This is a genomic window from Roseateles puraquae (assembly GCF_002205845.1).
Lineage (GTDB): Bacteria > Pseudomonadota > Gammaproteobacteria > Burkholderiales > Burkholderiaceae_C > Pelomonas > Pelomonas puraquae.
The window spans coordinates 1,075,560-1,095,115 of record NZ_NISI01000001.1 but is presented as its reverse complement, the minus strand read 5'-3'; the positions used below and the strand labels follow the sequence as shown (position 1 = coordinate 1,095,115).

The window sequence follows — 19,556 nt, the reverse complement described above, 5'->3', positions numbered from 1 at the left end:
GTGCTAGCGTCCCCGGGCATGCAAACCCTCGCTGCCGCCATCGACACCGCCGCTGCCCAGATCGAAGCCCAGGTCATCGCGTGGCGGCGTGACCTGCACCAGCATCCCGAACTGGGCAATCGCGAGTTCCGCACCGCGTCCATCGTCGCCGAGCATCTGCGTGCACTGGGCTTTGACGAGGTCAAGACCGGCGTGGCTCACACGGGTGTTGTGGGCTTGCTCAAGGGGGGGCGGCCGGGCGGCGTGGTGGCGCTGCGGGCCGACATGGACGGCCTGCCGGTGACCGAGGAGGTGGAGCTGCCCTTCGCGTCCAAAGCACGCGCCGTTTGGAATGGCGAGGAGGTGGGCGTCATGCATGCCTGCGGCCATGACTGCCATGTCGCCATCCTGATGGGCGTGGCCAGCATCCTGGCCGGCTTGCGTGAGCAGATCCCGGGCAGCGTGAAGTTCATCTTCCAGCCGGCCGAGGAGATGCCGCCCGAGGGCGAAGAGGGCGGCGCGGCGCTGATGATCAAGGAGGGCGTGCTGGAGAACCCGACGCCCAGCGCCATCTTCGGGCTGCATGTGACGTCGCGCCAATCGGCGGGCGTCATCGGCTACCGGCCCGGTCCGACGATGGCGAGCTCCGACAAGCTCAAGATCACGGTGCGCGGCAAGCAGACGCATGGCGCGGCTCCCTGGCTCGGTGTGGACCCCATCGTGACCTCGGCGCAGATCGTGCTGGGCCTGCAGACCATCGTCAGCCGCACCTTGGACTTGAACCGCGAGCCGGCGGTGGTGACCATCGGCGCCATCAAGGGCGGTGTGCGCGAGAACATCATCCCGGACACCGTCGAGATGCGGGGCACCATCCGCAGCTTTGACGAAGGCATGCGCGATGCCATCCACGAGCGCGTGACCCAGCTGGCCGAAGGCATCTCGGCCGCCTCGCGCGCGAGCTGCCAGGTCTGCATCACCAAGAACTACCCGGTCACCCGCAACGACCCGGTGCTGACCGAGCAAATGGTGCCCACGCTCACCCGCGTGGCCAGCACCGGCCCGCGACCCATGGGCATCGAGGTGGTGCCCAAGGCGACCGGCGCGGAAGACTTCTCGTTCTTCCAGCGCCTGATCCCGGGCCTGTTCTTCTTCGTCGGCGTCACGCCGCCCGAGATCGCCCCCAGCCAGGCCTACTCCAACCACTCGCCCCGCTTCGTCGTTGACGAGCGCGGCTTGGAGGTGGGCGTGCGCGCCCTGGCGCACCTGGCGGTGGATTACCTCGCTCAGCGCCAATCCTGACCCCGGAGCGCGCACCGCGCCGCTCCCTCTCCAGCGGCTTGCGCTGATCCGGCTTTGCCGGGCAGCCGCAAGCGCCCCCTTGAGGGGGCCGGCGAAGCCGGTAGGGGGTGGGCCCTCAACTCGGTGCGATGTTCAGGAAGAAGCGCGACAACCAACCCACGGCATGGGCATCGGCCGTGGGCCCGCGCCCGCGCTGCTCGATGCGCACATTGGCCACAGACGTGGACGCGACCGCATTGCCCTGGCCAATGGCGCGCGGGTCGACCTGGCCCGAGAAGCGCAGCACGTCGACATTGCGGTTCACGCCGATCTGCTTCTCCCCGCTGATCATCAGGTGGCCGTTGGGCAGCACCGCCGTCACCACGGCCGTGATGGCGCCGGTGAACTCGTTGGTGTTCTGGTTGCTGCCCTTGCCCTTGTTGTCATTGGCCGAGGTGGCGCCGGCGCTGGCCTTGCCGAAGGAGTTGCCGGCAATGCCGGGCAGGGCCGTCACGCCAGCGGACAGGCTGCCCGACTTGCTCAGCTCGCTGGTGCTGGTCTGCGTGGCTGACACCCGTTCGGTGATGTTGATGGTCAAGGTGTCGCCCACCAGCCGGGCGCGGTGGTCTTCGAACAGCGGCCGGTAGCTCGCGCCCTGGTAGATCGCGCCGTTGGTGGGCGCCAGCGGCTGCACCGGCGGCAGGTTGACGACCGGCGTGTGCGCCAGCTCCACCTGCGGCTCGGGGTAGGGCGTGGCGCAGCCGGCCAGAGCGAGCGTGACAGCGAGGAGGGTGAGCAGGTGTTTCATGAGGTGCTCCGGCGAGGTCGGCTTCTGCCACAGAGGCACAGAGATACGGAGGCGATGGGTCAATGCCAGCTTCTATGTGTCTCTTTGTCTCTGTGGCCTTGTTCAGGGATTTAGATCTGGGCCAGCTTTTGCAGCATCTGGTCCGAGGTCTGCACGGCCTTGGAGTTCAGCTCGTACGCGCGCTGGGTCTGGATCATCTGCACCAGCTCCTCCACCACGTTGACGTTGGACGTCTCGACAAAGCCCTGCTGCAGCGCGCCCATGCCGTTGTTGTTGGGGGCGCCGGTGTTGGGCGTGCCGCTGGACGCGGTCTCGGCAAAGAGGTTCTGGCCCTTGGGGTCCAGGCCGGCCGGGTTCACGAAGTTGGCGAGCTGCAGCTGGCCCACCGTCTGCGGGGCGGTCTGGCCGGGCAGGGTGACGCTGACGGTGCCGTCGTTGCCGATGGTCAGGCTCTGGGCGTTGTTCGGGATCGTGATGCCCGGCAGCACGGTGTAGCCGTTGCTCGTCACCATCTGGCCATTGGCATTGAGCTGGAAGCTGCCGTCACGGGTGTAGGCCGTGGTGCCGTCGGGCATCTGGATCTGGAAGAAGCCATCGCCCTTGATGGCCAGGTCCAGGTTGTTGCTGGTCTGTTGCAGGTTGCCTTGCGTGTAGATGCGGGCCGTGGCCACCGGGCGCACGCCCAGGCCGACCTGCAGGCCGGTGGGCAGCACCGTCTGCTCGGTGGTGTTGGCGCCGCTCTGGCGCAGGTTCTGGTAGATCAGGTCCTCGAAGACCGCATGCGAGCGCTTGTAGCCATTCGTGGCCACGTTGGCGAGGTTGTGCGAGATGTTGTCCAGCTGGGTCTGCTGGGCTTCCATGCCGGTCTTGGCAATCCAGAGCGAGCGCATCATGGTGGGGGCCTGGTCATGCGAGGGAAATCAATGCGAGAGGGTCTGCGCGGGTGCAGGGCTAGGCGGGCGACGCCGCCTGGGCTCGTGCCCAGGCAAGGCGCGCAACGACGCCATGTGCCCGCGCAGACCCTCTCCCGGAGGGTTGTCACTCAAAAGCCCGCGTGCGGCGTTGCAAGGCCTCGCTGGGGATGACCCCAGCGTCGACCTTGCGCCTTGCTCGCGGGCTTTTGAGTGGCAACGCATGGATTTCCCTCGCATGACCAGGCCCCGTTCCTTAAGTCGAGCCCAGCAGCTTGGCCGATTGCTGGCCCTGGGTCTGGGCAATCTGCAGCAGCTTCATCTGCTGCTCGAACTGGCGGCCCGCGGCAATCATGGCGACCATGGTCTCGACCGGGCTGACGTTGCTGCCCTCCAGCGCACCGTCCTGGAGCCGCGCAGCCGGGTCGGCCGGCAGGTCGCCATCGGCGGCGCGGAAGAGCCCGTCGTCGCCGCGGGTGAGCTGCTGTGTGGCCTCGGGCGTGACCAGCTTGAGCCGGCCCACGGTGGTCGGACGCTGGTTGGGCGCCTTGGCGCTGATGGTGCCGTCGCTGCCGATTTCGACGGTGCTGTTCGGGGGGATGTTGATCGGCCCGCCGTCGCCCAGCACCGGCATGCCGTTGCGCATCACGAGCAGGCCCTCGGCGTTGACGTCCAGCGAGCCGGCCCGGGTGTAAGCCTCGGTGCCGTCGTTGGCCTGCACGGCGAGCCAGGCCTTGCCTTGCATGGCCACGTCGAGGTTGCGGCCCGTGGGGGTCAGCGGCCCGGGGGCATCGTTGTAGCCAATGGTGGTTTCGAGTGCGAAGGCGCGCGTGGAGGCGCCGTCGCCCCGCACCGGCACCGCACGGAAGGCCTGCAGCTCCGCCCGGAAGCCGTTGGTCGTGACATTCGCCAGGTTGTGAGAGAGCACATCCTGGCGCTGCATGGCCGCCTTGGCGCCGGCCATCGACAGGTAGATCATGCGGTCCATCGTGCGCCCTCAGCCCGGGTTGCGATCAGCGCAGGTTGACGATGGTCTGCAGGACCTGGTCCTGCGTCTTGATCGTCTGGGCGCTGGCCTGGTAGGCACGCTGGGCGGTCACCATGTTGACCAGCTCGGCCGTGATGTCCACGTTGCTTTCTTCCAGCGCGCCCGACTGCAGCGAGCCCATGTTGCCGTCGCCCGGCACACCCACCACCGCGTCGCCCGAGGCCACCGTGCGGATCCAGACGTTGCCGCCCATGGTCTGCAGGCCCTGCGGGTTGCGGAAGTTGGCCAGCTCGATCTGCCCGGCCGGCTTGCTCTGGCCGTTGGAATAGCGCGCCTGGATGATGCCGTTGTTGGCCACCTGGATGCCGGTCAGCTGGCCCGGGGCATAGCCGTCCTGGGTCAGGTTGGTCACCGCGAAGCTGCTGCCGTTTTCGGTGGCACCGCTCAGGTCAAGCTGGATGTTCGGAATGGCCAGCGTCGTGTTGCCCCGGGTGCTGGTGCCGGCGGGCACCGGCATGGTGATCGCCCCCGGCGGCGTGGCGCTGCTGCCCAGGATGGCCGAGGGCGAGCCGCCCGTGGCCGGGAAGGTGATGGTGGTGTAGGGCGTGGTCGGGTTGCCGTTGGCGTCCAGCGCGATGGCGGCGCCCGTGGCATCGGTGTCGAACGGCGTGCCGTTGGCGGTGGCGTAGACGTTCCAGACGTCCTCGCCGGCGGCGTTGGTGGCGGACTTCTGGAAGTAGAAGGTCACCGCCACGTCCTGGCCCTTGGCGTCGTAGACGGTGAGCGAGGTGGCGTTGTTGTAGGTCGTGCTGTCCTTGAGGTCCATGCCGGTGGCGGTGCCGTTGCTCGGCGCGGTGACCTTCAGGCGGGAGTCCAGGTTGAACTCCATCTTCACCGTGGACGTGACGGCCGGCGGGATGCCGCCGGTGGGCAGCTGCAGCGGCTGGGCGGTGCCCGGCTGGATGACGCCGGCGCCGTTGGCCGGGTAGCCCATGAGCTTCAAGCCGTCGTTGTTGACGATGAAGCCGTCCTTGCTGACCTTGAACTGGCCGTTGCGGCTGTAGCGCGTCGGGTTGGTGCCGTCGCTGACCTGAAAGAAGCCGCCGCCGTTGATGGCCAGGTCCATCGGGTTCTCGGTCGTCGTGATGTTGCCCTGCGTGAATTGCTGGGCCACGGTGGACAGCGAGGTGCCGATACCGATCTGGTTCTGGCCCGCGCCGTTGAGCGCGGCGGCGTACACGTCGGAGAACTCCGCCCGCGAACCCTTGGCGCCGTAGGTGCCTGAGTTGGCGATGTTGTTGCCGATGACGTCGAGGTTCTTGGACGCGGCGTTGAGCCCGGAGAGGCCTTGCTGGAAGCTCATGGGGGAGTCCTTGCTGTCGAGCGGGGTTGGGTCAGTTGACGGACGACACGGCCGTGTAGTCCACCGGGCCGAGGCGTGCGAGATTGAGCTTGAGGGTGCCGCCCTCGCTGTAGACGGCGTCCACCTTGTCGTGGGCGTAGAGGGTGCTGGTCACGGCCTTGGTGCCGTTGGTGGCGGTGATGCGGTACTGCACCTCGCTGCCGTCGGCGGCCAGCTTGCCGGCGTTCCAGGTGAAGGCCTGGCGGCCGCTGCTCTGAGCGCCGAGCTGCTGGGTGTCGATGACGTTGCCTGCCGGGCCCAGGATCTCGAGCTTCACGCTCTGCGCGGCACCATCGAGCTCGTAGCTCGCCTCGGCCACACCGTCGGTCACCTGCAGCTTGTTGCCCGGCACGCTGACCTCGCGGCCGACCAGCGAGATCGACTGCAGCGCCTGCATCTGGCCGAGCTGGCTGCCGAGCTGCTTGATGCTGGTGTCCAGCGTCGACAGGCTCGTCACCTGCTGGATCTGCGCCATCTGGCTGGTCACCTGGGCGTTGTCCATCGGGTTGAGCGGGTCCTGGTTGTTCATCTGCGCGACGAGCAACTTGAGGAAGCGGTCCTGCGTCTCGGCGGCATTCTTGGCCGAGGTCGTCTGGGTCGGCGTGCTGGTGCCGTTGAGCGCGGTGACATCCATGGCTTAGCTTTCGTTCGGCGGTCAGGACTGACCCATTTGCAGGGTCTTGAGCAGCAGGCTCTTGGCCGTGCTCATCACCTCGACGTTGTTCTGGTAGGAGCGCGAGGCCGAGATCATGTTGACCATCTCTTCCACCGGGTTCACGTTGGAGTAGGTCACATAGCCGTCGGCATCGGCTTGCGGGTGCTTGGGGTCATGCACGCGCCGGCCGGGGGTCTGGTCTTCAGAGATGTTGGTCACGCGCACGCCGGCGTTGCCGCTGTCGTTGCCGGCGCCCATCAGCGCTGTCTGGAACACCACCTGGCGCGCCTTGTAGGCCTGGCCGTCCGGGCCGGCCACCGTGTCGGCATTGGCCAGGTTGCTGGCCACCACGTTCAGGCGCTGGCTCTGCGCGCTGATGGCGCTGCCGGAAACGTTGAAGATCTGGAACATCGACATGGCCGTCTACTCCTCGTTCAGGCCTGGTTGTGCGACTTCATCGCGTCCAGCGCAGTGCGCACCGAGCCGTTGATGAAGCGCAACGTCGCCTCGTACTTGACCGTGTTGTCGGCAAAGCTCGCGCGCTCGCGGTCCATGTCGACCCCGTTGCTGTCCAGGCTGGTCTGGGATTGCAGCGCGTATTCCTTGCCGCTCTCGCCGCGCGCGCCCGCCAGCGGGGCGATGTGGCCGCGCTGGGTGGTCTGCAAGGCGCCCGCCGTGGCGATTTCGCCCGTCGCCTCGCGCAGGGCCTTGGCGAAGTCGATCTCACGCGCCTGGTAGCCCGGCGTGTCGGCGTTCGCGATGTTGCTGGCGAGCAGGCGCTGGCGCTCCGCCCGCAGCGTGAGCGCCTGGGTCTGGAAGTTCAGCGAGTCGGTGAGTCGGTTCAACATCGAGGGCCTCTTTCGAGGGGCAGGGCCGGGATGGCTCTTCTCGCAAATTGTCTGAACCGGGCCCGAAAACATGAGCGGGATCAGCGGGGCAAAAGCCGCTCAATTCGGGCCTAGACGCTGCCGACCCGTCTCTAGAGTGGCGGCCATGATTCGCCTCAGCCTGCTCGTCGCTTGCCTGCTGGCCGCCCTGGCGGCGCCGGCGCAGACCGTGCTCGACCCCGCCCTGGTCGAGCGCGTGCGCACGCTGGCGGAGACCGCCGCACGGGCCGCGGCCCCGCCCAACACGCGTGTCGCGGTCGAGATTGGTGCGCTGGATGCCCGGCTTCGCCTGGCGCCTTGCCAACAGGTGCAGCCTTATCTGCCACCCGGCATGGCGGTGTGGGGGCGCAGCCGTATCGGCCTGCGCTGCACCGATGGCATGGCGCGCTGGAACGTGACGCTGCCGATCCGCGTGTCGGTGTTCGGCCGGGCCGTCGTGGCCAACGGCCCACTGCCGGCCGGCGTGAATTTGTCTCAAGAACATCTGGCCCTGGCCGATATCGACATTGCTGCGGAGCCGGGTGCCGTGTTCACCGACCCGGCCCTGCTCATCGGCCGCACCTTGGGTCGCCCCTTGCAGGCGGCCGAGGCCGTGCGCGCGCCGGCCCTCAAGTCGCGCCAGTGGTTTGCCGCGGGTGAGACCGTGCAGGTGCTGGCCGTCGGCCAGGGGTTCTCGGTGGCTTCCGAGGCCCAGGCGCTGACGCCGGGGTTCGAGGGCCAGGAGGTGCGGGTGCGTTTCGAGAGCGGCCGAGTGGCCAGCGGCCGGGCCGTGGCTGAGCGACGCGTGGAGCTGTCGCTGTGAGAAAAGCGCCACGAATCGTCACAACTGGCCGGAAAAACCGGCCAGTTCCCGCTCAAGTTGGCGCCTGCGGGGCCGATACAAGGGGAAACTCCGCTGTAATGCCCCCGGCGGGGTCCGCCCCGCACCCTGGAGAAGCCCATGAAGATCGGTAACAGCCCTGACGCAAGCGCCAGCTCGACCAAGGTCGAGCAACGGCCTGCGGCACGCAAACCCGAGGCCGCGGGCAGCTCTGACGCCGCCCGCACGACGTCCACGGCAGCACCCGCGCCGAGCACCCAGGTCGCCATCTCCAGCACCGCCAAGCTGGCGGCCAGCGGCACCAACGCCGACGACGGCAGCTTCGATGCCGCCAAGGTCGACCGCATCGCCAAGGCCATCAGTGAGGGCAAGTTCACGGTCAACGCCCGGGCGATTGCCGACAAACTGGTCGCGAATGCGCAAGAATTGCTCGACGCGCGCGCCAACAAGCACTGAACCATGACCGCTGTCACCGCCTCCTCGCTGAGCCCTGAACTCGAGCAGCCGTTGCTGGCCGTCGAGGCGGCACTCAATCAACTGGGTGATGCGCTGTCGCGTCGCGACGCGGCCGCCATCGAGCAGCACGCGGCCGAACTGCATCAGCATCTCGCCAGCGCGGTGCAACGCTTCAGCGAAGCCGCCCGCACCGGCGGCGTGCCGGCCGCCCTGCGCAACCGATTGGTGCGTGCCGGTGGCCTGCTCGCCGCCCAGCGCGAGACCCTGGCGCGCGGCAACGCCTCGCTCGACCGCGCGCTGGACGTGCTGATCCCCAGCGAGCCCACGGGCTTGTACGGCGCCAGCGGCAAGGCCGAGCGCCGCAGCTCCTCGGGCGGCAGCTTCCAGGCCTGATCGCCGGCCCGCCTGAAAGAACAAAGCCACCTGCGGGTGGCTTTGTCGCTTCTAGCGCGTGGCCGCCTGGCGCACCTTGTCGAGATAGGCGTGGCCGTCCGGCGGCAGGCCGCTGCGCTGCGACGCCCAGATCATCTCGCCCAGGGCCTCCATCGCCACATGGTGGGCTTCGTGGCGCGAATTGCGCTTGGCCGACAGCAGGTCGACCGCCTGCCGGATGCCCGAGGGCTGGTCGATGGCGTGCTGCTCGGTGATGGTCAGGTGCATGGACAGGTGCAGGAAGGGGTTGGTGCGGCCTTCCTCGACCGTGTAGACCTTCTCCAGCGCGGCGGCCTCGTCGGCCAGATCGTCGTGGTACTCCGGGTGCTCGGCGATCCAGTCGGCCGCGATCGCCTCCATCGGGATCAGCGGCGCGCCATCGCGCCACTTGCGGTAGGTGGCGCAGAAGAAGCGCCGGACTTCGAGCTGGGACGGGGCGAACATGCCGCGATTGTCGCTGCCACGGTTCACCGGTGCGGCCGGTGGGGCGATCAATCGTCGTGCTTGTCCCAGCCGCCGCGCTGCGCCCGGCGATGGGCTTCTTCGGCGTCGCGCTCGGCCGCCATCTGCTGCTCGAACTGCTGCCGGCCCAGCTTGGCGGCGGCGATCAGCGCGCCTTCGTCGCTTTGCAGCGGCAGCATGCGCTCCAGCACCTCGATGTTGTGGCGGCGGAAGTGCATGGCCTGGCGGCGGGCGGCGTGGGGCTCCATGCCGGTGAGTTCGAGCACGCTGCGGGCGCTCATCAAGGCCGAGTCGAAGGTCTCGCGCTCGATGTGGCGCACGCCGGCCTCGCGCAGTTGGTAGTAGTGCTGCACGTTGCGCGCCCGGGCGACCACCGTGAGCTGCGGGAAGTGTTCGCGCGCCAGTTCAGCGATCTCCAGGCTCTGGCCGATGTCGTCCACCGCGATGACGAGGATGCGGGCCGTGGCGGCGCCAGCGCTCTTGAGCAGGTCCAGCCGGGTGGCGTCGCCGTAGTGCACCGTCCAGCCGAACCTGCGCAGGCCCTCGATGGCTTCGGAATCCTGGTCGAGCAGGGTGGCCTCCAGGCCACTGGCGCGCAGCATGCGGCCCACCACCTGGCCATAGCGGCCACTGCCGGCAATCAGGATGGGCGCGGGCGGCGGCGGCGCTTCGTCGCGCTTGTGCTTCTGGCCCAGGCGGGCGAGCTTCTGCGACATGAGCCGGTCGCCACCGGTCAGCAGCAGCGGCGTGAGCGCCAGCGACAACGCCACGGCCGCCACCAGCGCCGAGTTCTGGCCCGCGGTGATCATGCCCTCGCTCTGCGCCAGCTGGAACACCACGAAGCCGAACTCGCCGCCCTGGGCCAGCAGGATGACGAAGGCGGGCCGCTCTACCAGCGGGATCTGCATCGCGCGGGCCATGGCGACCAGCACAACCGTCTTGCACACCAGCAGGGTCGCCAGCACGCCCAGCACGAAGACCGGCTGCGCGGCCACGGCCTTCAGGTCCAGCCCCATGCCGACCGCGATGAAGAACAGCCCCAGCAGCAGGCCCTTGAAAGGCTCCAGGTCGGTCTCCAGCTCGCGCCGGTACTCGCTCTCGGCCAGCAGCACGCCGGCCAGGAAGGCGCCCAGCGCCATCGACAGGCCGACCAGCTGCATGAGCGCTGCCGTACCTAGCACGAGCAGCAGGGCCGCGGCGGTAAAGATCTCGGGCGTCTTGCTGTGGGCGATCCAGCGCAGGGCCGGGCGCAGCAGCAGGCGGCCGCCAAACACGATGGTGATGATGGCGCCCACGGCCTTGGCGGCAGCCAGCCAGGTCTGGCCCTCGTCCTCGCCGTGCGCGCCGCTGAGTGCCAGTACCGGCACCAGCGCCAGGATGGGGATGGCCGCGATGTCCTGCAGCAGGGCCACCGACAGGATGCTCTCGCCCGCCGTCGTGCGCCCGAGGTTGCGCTCGGCCAGCACGGCCAGCGCCACCGCGGTGGACGACATCGCCAGCCCCAGACTCACCACCAGCGACAGCCGCCATGGATGCCCCGTGGCGACGCCCACCGCCGTCAACACCGCGGCGCAGCCCAGCAGCTGCACGCTGCCCCAGCCGAAGATCGGCCGGCGCATGGCCCACAGCCGCTTGGGTTCGAGCTCCAGCCCGACCAGGAAGAGCATCAGCACGACGCCCAGTTCGGCCACCTCGGGAATCGCGCTGGACTCCGGCACCAGCCCGAGCACCGCAGGCCCGATCAGCAGGCCCGCGACCAGGTAGCCCAGGATGGCTCCCAGCCTGAGATAACGCGCCAGCGGCACGGCCAGCACCGCCGCAGCCAGGAAGACCAAGGGCAGTTGCAGCCAGCTCCCGTGACTCATGCGGCACCCCCGTCCAAGGCCGTGAAGAGTGCGGGGCGTTCGTCCAGTGCCACGGCCTCCTCGTCGCCCACGCCGCGATCGGCGAGTCGGTCGCACCATTCGGGGAAGTGAATGAGCCGCTGCACGAAGAGGTCCGCGTGGGCCTGGATCTGGGCCTCGGTGGCGCGGTGGGCGCTGTAGAGCACCTGGGGCGGCAGCCAGGTCATGCCGCAGGTGCGCGCCGACTGGTGATAAGGCAGCAAGAACTCGTCCAGGGCGTGGTGGTTGTGTCCGCCCGGGGCATAGGCCTGCTCGCTGCCGCCGGTGGAGGCGACCAGCCAGAAGTCCTTGCCATGCAGGGCGGTGCCGCCAGGCCCGTAGGCCCAGCCCAGGCGAAGTACGTCGTCCAGCCAGAGCTTTTGCAGGGCCGGCATGCTGTACCAGTAGATCGGGTGCAGCATGACCACCAGCCGGGCCTGCTGCAGCGCACGCTGTTCGGCGTCGACGTGGATGTGGAAGTCCGGGTAGAGGCGGTACAGGTCGCGCAGCTCGACACGCTCCGCCGCCGGGGAGGCTCGCAGGGTGTCGAGCAGGGTGCGCGTCACCTGTGAGCGGGCGAGGTCGGGGTGGGCGGCGAGGACGAGGATGTCGCGGGCGGTACTGTCAGGCATGGCGAGCTAGGTTACCTTGGCCGCACGACAGCTCCCACCTCGCTCACCCGCATGCGCATCTTCGACACCCTCGCCGACCTCCAGGCCCTGGTCGGCCAGCCGCTGGGCCACAGTGACTGGATCACCGTTGACCAGGCCCGCGTGAACGCCTTCGCCGAAGCCACCGAAGACCGGCAGTGGATCCACGTCGACCCCGAGCGCGCCAAGGCCGGGCCGTTTGGCGGCCCGATCGCGCATGGCTTCCTGACGCTGTCGCTGATCCCGTACTTCTTCGAGACCGGCTTTGCGGTGCGCGAGACGCGTATGGTCGTCAACTACGGCCTCAACAAGGTGCGTTTCACGGCGCCCGTGCCGGTGGGCAGCCGGTTGCGCGCCGGCTTCAAGCTGCTGGCCATGGACGACGTGGCTGGCGGTGCGGTGCAGTTGACGGTGGAAGTCGCCGTGGAAGCCGAAGGGGCGGCCAAGCCGGTCTGCGTGGCGGAGAGCCTGGCGCGGCACTATCGCTAAGGTTTTGGTTGAGCATGCCGCTCGTCAGGGCGGCTAGCATCCCGGGTTTTTGCACCCACGCACGCCCCATGGCCTCCAGCCTTCTCGTTTTGCTCGATGACATCGCCACCGTCCTGGACGACGTGGCGACCATGACCAAGGTCGCGGCCAAGAAGACGGCGGGCGTGCTCGGCGACGACCTGGCGTTGAACGCCCAGCAGGTCACCGGCGTGAAGGCCGACCGGGAACTGCCGGTGGTCTGGGCCGTGGCCTGGGGCTCGCTCATCAACAAGGCCATCCTGGTGCCGGCGGCGCTGGCCATCTCGGCCTTTGCGCCGTGGGCGATCACGCCGCTGCTGATGCTGGGCGGCGCCTTCCTGTGCTTCGAGGGCTTCGAGAAGCTCGCGCACAAGTTCCTGCACAGCCCTGAAGAGGATGAAGCCCACCGGGCCGAGCATGTGAAGGCGGTCGCCGACGAGAAGGTCGACATGGCCGCCTACGAGCGCGACAAGGTCAAGGGCGCCATCCGGACCGACTTCATCCTGTCCGCCGAGATCATCGTCATCTCGCTCGGGACGGTGGCGAGTGTGCCGCTGCAGCAGCAACTGGCCGTGCTGATCGCCGTGTCGATTGCGATGACGGTCGGCGTCTACGGCTTCGTGGCCGGCATCGTGAAGATGGACGACGTGGGCCTGTGGCTGTCTCGCAAGGCCGGGGCGGTGTCGCAGGCCGTCGGCCGCTTCCTGCTGGCTGCAGCGCCTCGCCTGATGAAGCTGCTGACCGTGCTCGGCACGGCTGCCATGTTCCTGGTGGGCGGCGGCATCCTGGCCCATGGCATCGCGCCCTTGCACCATGCCATCGCCCACCTCGTTGAAGGTCAGGCCTGGCTCGTGGCAGCGCTCATCGAGAACGGCGCCAATGCCCTGGTGGGGGTGGTGGCCGGCGCGCTGGTGCTGGCTGGCGTGACGGCCGTGCAAAAGCTGCGCGGCAAGTAGGGCAAGGCGCGGTTCGGCCGGGCGCCGAACCGCTCAGACGGGCGTGTAGGCCAGCCGCACGTAGATGGGGGCGAAGGCCTCGGCCTGCGTGATCTCCAGCAGCCGCTCCTTGGCGAGCTCCAGCATCGCGATGAAGGTGACGACCAGCACGGCCTGGCCCTTCTCCACGTCGAACAGCTGCTCGAACTCCACGAATCGCTGGCCTTGCAGCCGCCGCAGCACGATGCTCATGTGCTCGCGCACCGAGAGCTGCTCGCGGCTGATCTTGTGATGCTGGTTGAGCTTGGCGCGCTTGAGGATGTCCAGCCACGCCTCGCGCAGGTCGGCAGTCGACACATCGGGGAAGCGCGGCGTGAGCGACTGCTCGATGTGGATCTGCGCGCGCAGGAAGTCGCGGCCCAGCACCGGCAGCCGGTCCAGCCGTGCGGCGGCGAGCTTCATCTGCTCGTACTCCAGCAGCCGGCGAACCAGCTCGGCCCGGGGGTCTTCCGCCTCCTTGCCGTCCTCGGTCTTCTTGGGCGGCAGGAGCATGCGCGACTTGATCTCGATCAGCATCGCGGCCATCAAGAGGTATTCGCTAGCCAGCTCCAGGTTGTGCTTGCGGATCTGCTCGACATAACTCAGGTACTGGCGCGTGACGTCGGCCAGCGGGATGTCGAGGATGTTGAAGTTCTGCTTGCGGATCAGATACAGCAGCAGGTCCAGCGGGCCCTGGAAGGCCTCCAGGAAGACCTCCAGCGCATCCGGCGGGATGTAGAGGTCCAGCGGCAGCTGGAACAGCGGCTCGCCGTACAGGCGGGCCACGGCCACCGCGTCGACGACCTCGGGGAGGTCGGGCGTGGCTGGGCTGGACTCGTCAGCCACGACCGTCATGACGGATTACTTGGAATCCGTCTGGTACACGTAGGGCTTCTGGGCCACGCGGGCCTGGTCGAAACCGGCCTGGGCGGAGCGGTCCTGTTCCTTGTCCCACAGCAGGGCGCGGCCGGCGCGCTGCTCGGCTTCGAGCGTCGGGCGCTGGGCTTTGAGCTGCTCGATGAATTGGGTGACGTCGGACTTGTAGGGCTTCCAGAACAGCGGCATGGCGGGTCTCTCAATCGAATCGCGGGATTTTATCGGGCGCGCAGCCGGTCGACGTCATCCCAGGCCGGCACGGCGCCCAGCAGGGCCAGCCAGGCGGCCAGCGGCAAGGTGGCGGCATAGCCGACGGCCTTGAACGCCCAGGCGCCGATCACCCCGCCCACCGCGAAGGCCAGCAGCAGGCCACCCAGCAGGCGCAGCTTGGTGCTGTTGACCGGCACCGGCTCGCCCCCCAGTCGGCCGTACAGGCCGCGACCGAGTTCGATGCCGAGGTCGGTGACGATGCCGGTCAGGTGGGTGGTGCGGATCTCGGACCGCGAGACCTTGGTGATCAGCGCGTTCTGCAGGCCCATCGTGAAGCACAGGATGGCCACCGCCGCCGGGATGAACAGGGCCTGCAGGCCCTGCAGCCAGGCGCCCATCAGCCCGAACAGCAGCAGGCAGGCGGCTTCCAGCAGCAGCGGCAGCGCAAAGATGCTGTGGGCGCGGTGCTGGCGCCCGAAGTTGACCAGCACCGCCGTACAGGCCGCACCCGCCAGAAAGGACAGCAGCGCGCCTGCGGCCGTGAGCAGTGCCTGGTGCTGGCCGAGCACCAGGCCGTCGGCTGCGGCCGAGACCATGCCGGTCATGTGCGAGGTGTACTGCTGCACCGCCAGGAAGCCGCCGGCATTCGTCGCGCCGGCAATGAAGGCCAGCATCCAGCCCAGGTGGGCGTTGCCCTCCGCGGTGCGCTCGATGGACAGCAGCCGGCGGGCGTAGTCCGTGGGCATGGCGGCGGGCAGGGCGGGCGGTCGCGGCTCAGCGCACCCGCATGCCGGGCTGGGCGCCAGCGTGGGGCTCCAGCACGAAGAGGCCCGGGTTGGCCTTCTCGTCGGCGTGGCTGGCTGCCAGCACCATGCCCTCGCTGATGCCGAACTTCATCTTGCGCGGCGCGAGGTTGGCCACCAGCACGGTGAGCTTGCCTTCGAGGTCTTCCGGCTTGTAGGCGCTGCGGATGCCGCTGAAGACATTGCGCGTGCGGCCTTCGCCCGCGTCCAGCGTCAGGCGCAGCAGCTTGTCGGAGCCTCCCACCAGCTCGGCCTTCACGATCCTGGCGATGCGCAGGTCGACCTTGGCGAAATCGTCGATCTTGATCTCGGCGGCGATGTCTTCGCCACCGGGCACGACCTTCGGCGCCGGCGGGGCTTCGAACAGCTGCTCGACCTTGGCCAGGTCCACACGCTGCATCAGGTGCTGGTAGGTGCCGATGGTGTGGGCGCCCAGCGCGCGGGCAGCATCGGCCCATTGCAGCGGCTCGACCTTCAGGAAGGCCTCGACCTGCGCGGCCAGGGCCGGCAGCACGGGCTTCAGGTAGATCGTGAGCAGGCGGAAGGCCTCGATGCAGACGCTGCAGACGTCATGCAGCGCCGCGTCCATGCCGTCCTGCTTGGCCAGCTCCCAGGGCTTGTGCTGGTCGACGAATTCGTTGACCTTGTCGGCCAGCGTCATGATCTCGCGCAGCGCCTTGCCGAACTCGCGCGTCTCGTACAGCTCGGCGATGGCGCCGCTGTGGGCACGCAGCGCGTCCAGCAGCATGCGGCCTTCCACGCCGAGGTCGGCGCTGAGCTTGCCACCAAACCGCTTCGTCAGGAAACCGGCCGCACGCGAGGCGATGTTGATGTACTTGCCCACCAGGTCGCTGTTGACGCGGGCGGCGAAGTCTTCGGGGTTGAAGTCGATGTCCTCGACGCGGGCGTTGAGCTTGGCAGCGATGTAGTAGCGCAGCCATTCGGCGTTCAGGCCCAGGCTGAGGTATTTCAGCGGGTCCAGGCCGGTGCCGCGGCTCTTGCTCATCTTCTCGCCGCCATTGACGGTCATGAAGCCGTGCACGAAGACGTGGTTGGGCGTCTTGCGGCCGCTGAAGTGCAGCATCGCGGGCCAGAACAGCGTGTGGAAGTAGGTGATGTCCTTGCCGATGAAGTGGATCTGCTCCACCGACTCGTCGGCCATGAAGGCATCAAAGTCTTTCCCGATCTTGCCGAAGTAGTTCTTCAGAGAGGCGAGGTAGCCGATGGGGGCGTCCAGCCAGACATAGAAGTACTTGCCCGGCGCGTCGGGGATCTCGATGCCGAAGTAGGGCGCGTCGCGGCTGATGTCCCAGTCGCTCAGGCGGTTGTTGCCGTCTTCATCGGGCTCGAACCATTCACGGATCTTGTTCAGCACCTCGGGCTGCAGGCGGCCGGTGTCTTGCGTCCACTGCGTCAGGAACTCCACGCAGCGCGGGTCACTGAGCTTGAAGAAGTAGTGTTCGCTGGTCTTGAGCACCGGCGTGGCACCCGACAGCACCGAGTAGGGGTTCTTCAGTTCGGTGGGCGCGTAGACCGCACCGCAGACCTCGCAGGAGTCGCCGTACTGGTCCTTCGCGCCACACTTGGGGCATTCGCCCTTGATGAAGCGGTCGGGCAGGAACATCGACTTCTCGGGGTCGAAGAACTGCTCGATGGTCTTGGTCGAGATCAGCTCGTTGTGTCGCAGCGCGAGGTAGATGGCCTTGGAGAGTTCGTGGTTCTCCGGGCCGTCGGTCGAGTGCCAGTTGTCGAAGCTGATGTGAAAGCCGTCGAGGTACTGCTTGCGGCCGGCGGCGATGCCGGCAACGAAGTCCTGCGGTGTCTTGCCCGCCTTCTCCGCCGCAATCATGATCGGCGCGCCATGGGCATCGTCCGCGCAGACAAAGTGCACCTGCGAGCCCGCCATGCGCTGGTAGCGAACCCAGATGTCGGCCTGGGTGTACTCCATGATGTGGCCGATGTGGAAACCGGCGTTGGCATAGGGCAGGGCAGTGGTGACGAAAAGCTGGCGGGGCATGGGCGCTGTAGCGGCTGAAGCGGGACGGGAAAGCCCTGGATTCTAGGTTTGCGGTTCGCTGGTGTCGGGCGCCGCGCCTTCGGCGGGCGTCTCGCCCTCGGCCTCGCCGGCCGGACTGTCATCGGCGGGCTTGCCGTTGAGCTTGCGCTGGCGCTTCTCTTCGGCCTTGCGCTTCTTGGCCAGCTCGCGCTGGCGTTTTTCGTAGCTGTAGTTCGGCGTGGCCACCTGCAATCTCCTGCGGCACCCGCGGGCTGCGGGCAGGGCCAATGTAACCCGCAGGCCCGTCGCAACGGCAGCCCAACTTGGCGCCGAATCTTCAACATCACCTCAACGACCGCCCCTAAGTCACTGATCCGTAACACTTCTGCAAGCTATCCACTGAGTCTGTGGAAAACTTTGTGGAAAAGGGGGTGCCATCGCAGCCAAGCCCTTGTGTGATGCGGCTCCTCTTAGGTTGCTGAATTTTTAGGCACTTCTCGGCTTTCTATATGAATCAAGGACTTAGCGCTCCAGCGTCGGGCCTTGAGGTCATGCTGGGGAGACGGGCGCAAAAGGCTTGACGGGTTCGGAATTTGGGGATAAGTCAAGCCCCGATGGCCGGATGTCACACGTCGGAAGGACGGAAAACCCCGGTTTTGTCCCCGCCAACTGTGGACAAGTCTGTGGGCCGCCTGACGACAGCGGCGCTAAGTGCTTGATCGGCCGCCGCTGGCGCTGCGCTGCCTGTTTTTGAGGCGCAGGCCGGGGACGGCGGCAGCACCTTGGGGGCAGTCCCCAACCGGTCGGCGCGGGGCGCGCGGCTAAACTCGCGGCCTTTTACCGAGGCGGCAACGGGGCGATGGCGGATCAGACGAGGGGCAATGACGGCGGCGCAGGCGCAGCGCGCAAGGGTGCGTCGCGGGCCGGCACTTTCGAATTGAAGTCCCGCCGCTTCAGCCTGCTCGGGCTGGTGCTGCACAGCAGCGACATGGCCGAGATCACCGCCGACTGGGCGGCCCGCGCCGGCAGCGGCGGCTTCGAGCACGAGCCCGTGGTCATCGACCTGAGCGCCGTGCCTCGCGCGCCGGCCGTGCCGGTGCCCGAGGGCCAGGCGCCGCTCGCGCTGGATGGCCCGGCGCCGGTGGACCTGCGCGGCATCGTCGCGCTGCTGCGGGCCAGTCAACTGCAACCCGTGGCCGTGGCAGGTGCCACCGCGGAAGAACTCGCACTGGCCCATGAACTCGGCCTGGCTGATGCCGCTGATGAAGCTGTGCCCGAGCGCGCCGCGCCGGCAGCCGCAGCCCCTGCAGAGACCGTGCGCGAGGTGGTGCGCGAGATCGTCGTCGAGAAGATCGTTGAGCGGCCCGCCGCACCGGTGCCGACCATGATCGTCGACAAGCCGCTGCGCTCCGGCCAGCGCGTCTACGCCAAGGGCAGCGATCTGGTCGTGCTGGCGCTCGTGAACCACGGCGCCGAGGTCATCGCCGATGGCAGCGTGCATGTGTATGCGCCACTGCGCGGCAAGGCGATTGCCGGCGCCCGGGGCGACACCTCGGCCCGCATCTACGCGCACAGCCTGGAAGCCGAGCTGTTGTCCATCGCCGGCATCTACCGCACGACCGAGAACCCGCTGCCGGCCGAGGTGGCCGGCAAGCCGGCGCAAGTGCTGCTCGACGGCGAGAAGCTGCTGATGCAGCCGCTGTCGCTGTGACGCCGCACCCAACCCCATTGAACTGAACCAACGAAGAAAGCCCCAGATGACCAAGATCGTCGTCGTCACTTCCGGCAAGGGCGGGGTCGGCAAGACCACCACCAGCGCAAGCTTTGCCACCGGCCTCGCGATGCGCGGCTTCAAGACCTGCGTCATCGACTTCGACGTCGGCCTGCGCAACCTCGACCTGATCATGGGCGTCGAGCGCCGCGTGGTGTATGACCTGATCAACGTCATCAACGACGAGATCAAGCTCACGCAGGCGCTCATCAAGGACAAGCAGCTCGACAAGCTCTACATCCTGGCGGCCTCGCAGACGCGCGACAAGGATGCGCTCAAGCAAGAAGGCGTGGAGCGCGTGCTGGACGAGCTCAAGGCCATGGAGTTCGACTTCATCGTCTGCGACTCGCCTGCCGGTATCGAGACGGGCGCGCTGATGGCCATGCACTACGCCGACGAGGCGCTGGTGGTGACCAACCCCGAAGTCTCCTCGGTGCGCGACAGCGACCGCATCCTGGGCATGCTGTCCAGCAAGACCAAGCGCGCGATCGAGGGCGCCGAGCCCGTGAAGGAGCACCTGCTCATCACGCGCTACAACCCCAACCGCGTGGAAGGCGGCCAGATGCTGAGCCTGGACGACATCCACGAAATCCTGCGCACCCCGCTGATCGGCGTCATTCCCGAGAGCGAGAGCGTGCTGCAGGCGTCCAACCAGGGCACGCCGGCCATCCACCTGGCGGGCAGCGATGTGTCCGAGGCCTACAAGGACGTCGTCGCCCGCTTCCTGGGCGAAGAGAAGCCCATGCGCTTCACCGAAGCCGTGAAGCAGAGCTGGTTCAAGCGCGTCTTCGGCGCCAAGTGATAGGAG

General features: G+C 67.9%; 23 protein-coding genes. 8 read left to right on the top strand and 15 right to left on the bottom strand.

Annotated features, from left to right (window positions below):
* Positions 1–18: 18 nt before the first annotated feature.
* Entirely contained in the window at positions 19–1,278 is a 1,260-nt protein-coding gene (locus CDO81_RS05025; protein ID WP_088482012.1) for an amidohydrolase, read from the top strand.
* Between the two features lie 115 nt (positions 1,279–1,393).
* On the opposite strand, the gene CDO81_RS05020 is transcribed toward CDO81_RS05025, so the two are convergent.
* From CDO81_RS05020 to flgB, 7 genes are all read right to left on the bottom strand, one after another.
* Entirely contained in the window at positions 1,394–2,065 is a 672-nt protein-coding gene (locus CDO81_RS05020) for a flagellar basal body L-ring protein FlgH (RefSeq protein WP_088482011.1), read from the bottom strand.
* 110 nt (positions 2,066–2,175) lie between these two features.
* Positions 2,176–2,958: a flagellar basal-body rod protein FlgG gene (gene flgG / locus CDO81_RS05015; protein ID WP_088482010.1), complete on the bottom strand. Its 783-nt coding sequence runs from the start codon at positions 2,956–2,958 to the stop codon at positions 2,176–2,178.
* Positions 2,959–3,232: 274 nt separating this feature from the next.
* Positions 3,233–3,964 (bottom strand): flagellar basal-body rod protein FlgF, encoded by a 732-nt coding sequence (gene flgF / locus CDO81_RS05010; protein WP_088482009.1) that lies wholly within the window; start codon positions 3,962–3,964, stop codon positions 3,233–3,235.
* A 25-nt stretch (positions 3,965–3,989) separates the two neighbouring features.
* Positions 3,990–5,327 carry a flagellar hook protein FlgE gene (gene flgE, locus CDO81_RS05005; RefSeq protein ID WP_088482008.1) on the bottom strand — a complete coding sequence of 446 codons (1,338 nt, stop codon included), beginning with the start codon at positions 5,325–5,327 and terminating at the stop codon, positions 3,990–3,992.
* A gap of 31 nt (positions 5,328–5,358) precedes the next feature.
* Positions 5,359–6,000 (bottom strand): flagellar hook assembly protein FlgD, encoded by a 642-nt coding sequence (locus tag CDO81_RS05000; RefSeq protein ID WP_088482007.1) that lies wholly within the window; start codon positions 5,998–6,000, stop codon positions 5,359–5,361.
* Positions 6,001–6,021: 21 nt separating this feature from the next.
* Complete coding sequence (gene flgC, locus CDO81_RS04995) at positions 6,022–6,438, bottom strand: flagellar basal body rod protein FlgC (RefSeq protein ID WP_088482006.1); 417 nt, start codon at positions 6,436–6,438, stop codon at positions 6,022–6,024.
* Positions 6,439–6,455: 17 nt separating this feature from the next.
* Positions 6,456–6,869: a flagellar basal body rod protein FlgB gene (gene flgB / locus CDO81_RS04990; RefSeq protein WP_088482005.1), complete on the bottom strand. Its 414-nt coding sequence runs from the start codon at positions 6,867–6,869 to the stop codon at positions 6,456–6,458.
* A 145-nt stretch (positions 6,870–7,014) separates the two neighbouring features.
* On the opposite strand from flgB, the gene flgA reads away from it, so the two are divergent.
* From flgA to CDO81_RS04975, 3 genes are all read left to right on the top strand, one after another.
* Positions 7,015–7,710 (top strand): flagellar basal body P-ring formation chaperone FlgA, encoded by a 696-nt coding sequence (gene flgA / locus CDO81_RS04985; protein ID WP_088482447.1) that lies wholly within the window; start codon positions 7,015–7,017, stop codon positions 7,708–7,710.
* Between the two features lie 138 nt (positions 7,711–7,848).
* A complete protein-coding gene (gene flgM, locus CDO81_RS04980) occupies positions 7,849–8,184 on the top strand; it encodes a flagellar biosynthesis anti-sigma factor FlgM (protein ID WP_088482004.1) in 336 nt (111 codons plus the stop codon).
* A 3-nt stretch (positions 8,185–8,187) separates the two neighbouring features.
* The gene (locus tag CDO81_RS04975; RefSeq protein WP_088482003.1) at positions 8,188–8,577 is read left to right on the top strand and encodes a hypothetical protein; all 390 of its coding nucleotides are present in this window, start codon (positions 8,188–8,190) and stop codon (positions 8,575–8,577) included.
* A 51-nt stretch (positions 8,578–8,628) separates the two neighbouring features.
* Here the strand turns inward: CDO81_RS04975 and CDO81_RS04970 are convergent, their stop codons facing one another.
* The 3 genes from CDO81_RS04970 to kefF are packed head-to-tail and all read right to left on the bottom strand — an operon-like array spanning position 8,629 to position 11,593.
* The gene (locus tag CDO81_RS04970; RefSeq protein ID WP_088482446.1) at positions 8,629–9,060 is read right to left on the bottom strand and encodes a DUF1841 family protein; all 432 of its coding nucleotides are present in this window, start codon (positions 9,058–9,060) and stop codon (positions 8,629–8,631) included.
* A gap of 47 nt (positions 9,061–9,107) precedes the next feature.
* Positions 9,108–10,943, bottom strand: coding sequence for a glutathione-regulated potassium-efflux system protein KefC (gene kefC / locus CDO81_RS04965; protein ID WP_088482002.1), 1,836 nt, complete (start codon positions 10,941–10,943; stop codon positions 9,108–9,110).
* Positions 10,940–11,593, bottom strand: a complete 654-nt coding sequence (gene kefF / locus CDO81_RS04960) for a glutathione-regulated potassium-efflux system oxidoreductase KefF (protein ID WP_088482001.1) — start codon at positions 11,591–11,593, stop codon at positions 10,940–10,942. The genes kefC and kefF overlap by 4 nt, the downstream gene beginning before the upstream one ends.
* 51 nt (positions 11,594–11,644) lie before the next feature.
* Between kefF and CDO81_RS04955 the strand changes: the two genes are divergently transcribed.
* Together CDO81_RS04955 and CDO81_RS04950 are read left to right on the top strand one after the other, a co-directional pair.
* Positions 11,645–12,100 carry a MaoC family dehydratase gene (locus tag CDO81_RS04955; RefSeq protein WP_088482000.1) on the top strand — a complete coding sequence of 152 codons (456 nt, stop codon included), beginning with the start codon at positions 11,645–11,647 and terminating at the stop codon, positions 12,098–12,100.
* A gap of 68 nt (positions 12,101–12,168) precedes the next feature.
* A complete protein-coding gene (locus CDO81_RS04950) occupies positions 12,169–13,074 on the top strand; it encodes a DUF808 domain-containing protein (protein WP_088481999.1) in 906 nt (301 codons plus the stop codon).
* Positions 13,075–13,107: 33 nt separating this feature from the next.
* Here the strand turns inward: CDO81_RS04950 and CDO81_RS04945 are convergent, their stop codons facing one another.
* The 5 genes from CDO81_RS04945 to CDO81_RS04925 are packed head-to-tail and all read right to left on the bottom strand — an operon-like array spanning position 13,108 to position 17,223.
* Positions 13,108–13,947 (bottom strand): segregation and condensation protein A, encoded by an 840-nt coding sequence (locus CDO81_RS04945; protein ID WP_088481998.1) that lies wholly within the window; start codon positions 13,945–13,947, stop codon positions 13,108–13,110.
* A gap of 6 nt (positions 13,948–13,953) precedes the next feature.
* Positions 13,954–14,157: a DUF3460 family protein gene (locus CDO81_RS04940; RefSeq protein ID WP_088481997.1), complete on the bottom strand. Its 204-nt coding sequence runs from the start codon at positions 14,155–14,157 to the stop codon at positions 13,954–13,956.
* Between the two features lie 29 nt (positions 14,158–14,186).
* Positions 14,187–14,924: a YoaK family protein gene (locus tag CDO81_RS04935; protein ID WP_088481996.1), complete on the bottom strand. Its 738-nt coding sequence runs from the start codon at positions 14,922–14,924 to the stop codon at positions 14,187–14,189.
* A 28-nt stretch (positions 14,925–14,952) separates the two neighbouring features.
* Positions 14,953–16,998 carry a methionine--tRNA ligase gene (gene metG, locus CDO81_RS04930; RefSeq protein ID WP_088481995.1) on the bottom strand — a complete coding sequence of 682 codons (2,046 nt, stop codon included), beginning with the start codon at positions 16,996–16,998 and terminating at the stop codon, positions 14,953–14,955.
* Between the two features lie 42 nt (positions 16,999–17,040).
* A complete protein-coding gene (locus CDO81_RS04925; RefSeq protein WP_088482445.1) occupies positions 17,041–17,223 on the bottom strand; it encodes a hypothetical protein in 183 nt (60 codons plus the stop codon).
* Between the two features lie 691 nt (positions 17,224–17,914).
* Here CDO81_RS04925 and minC point away from each other — a divergent pair.
* On the top strand, positions 17,915–18,688 hold the full coding sequence (gene minC, locus CDO81_RS04920; RefSeq protein WP_420893071.1) for a septum site-determining protein MinC: 774 nt from the start codon (positions 17,915–17,917) through the stop codon (positions 18,686–18,688).
* Positions 18,689–18,734: 46 nt separating this feature from the next.
* Positions 18,735–19,550: a septum site-determining protein MinD gene (minD, locus tag CDO81_RS04915; protein ID WP_088481993.1), complete on the top strand. Its 816-nt coding sequence runs from the start codon at positions 18,735–18,737 to the stop codon at positions 19,548–19,550.
* Positions 19,551–19,556: the final 6 nt, after the last annotated feature.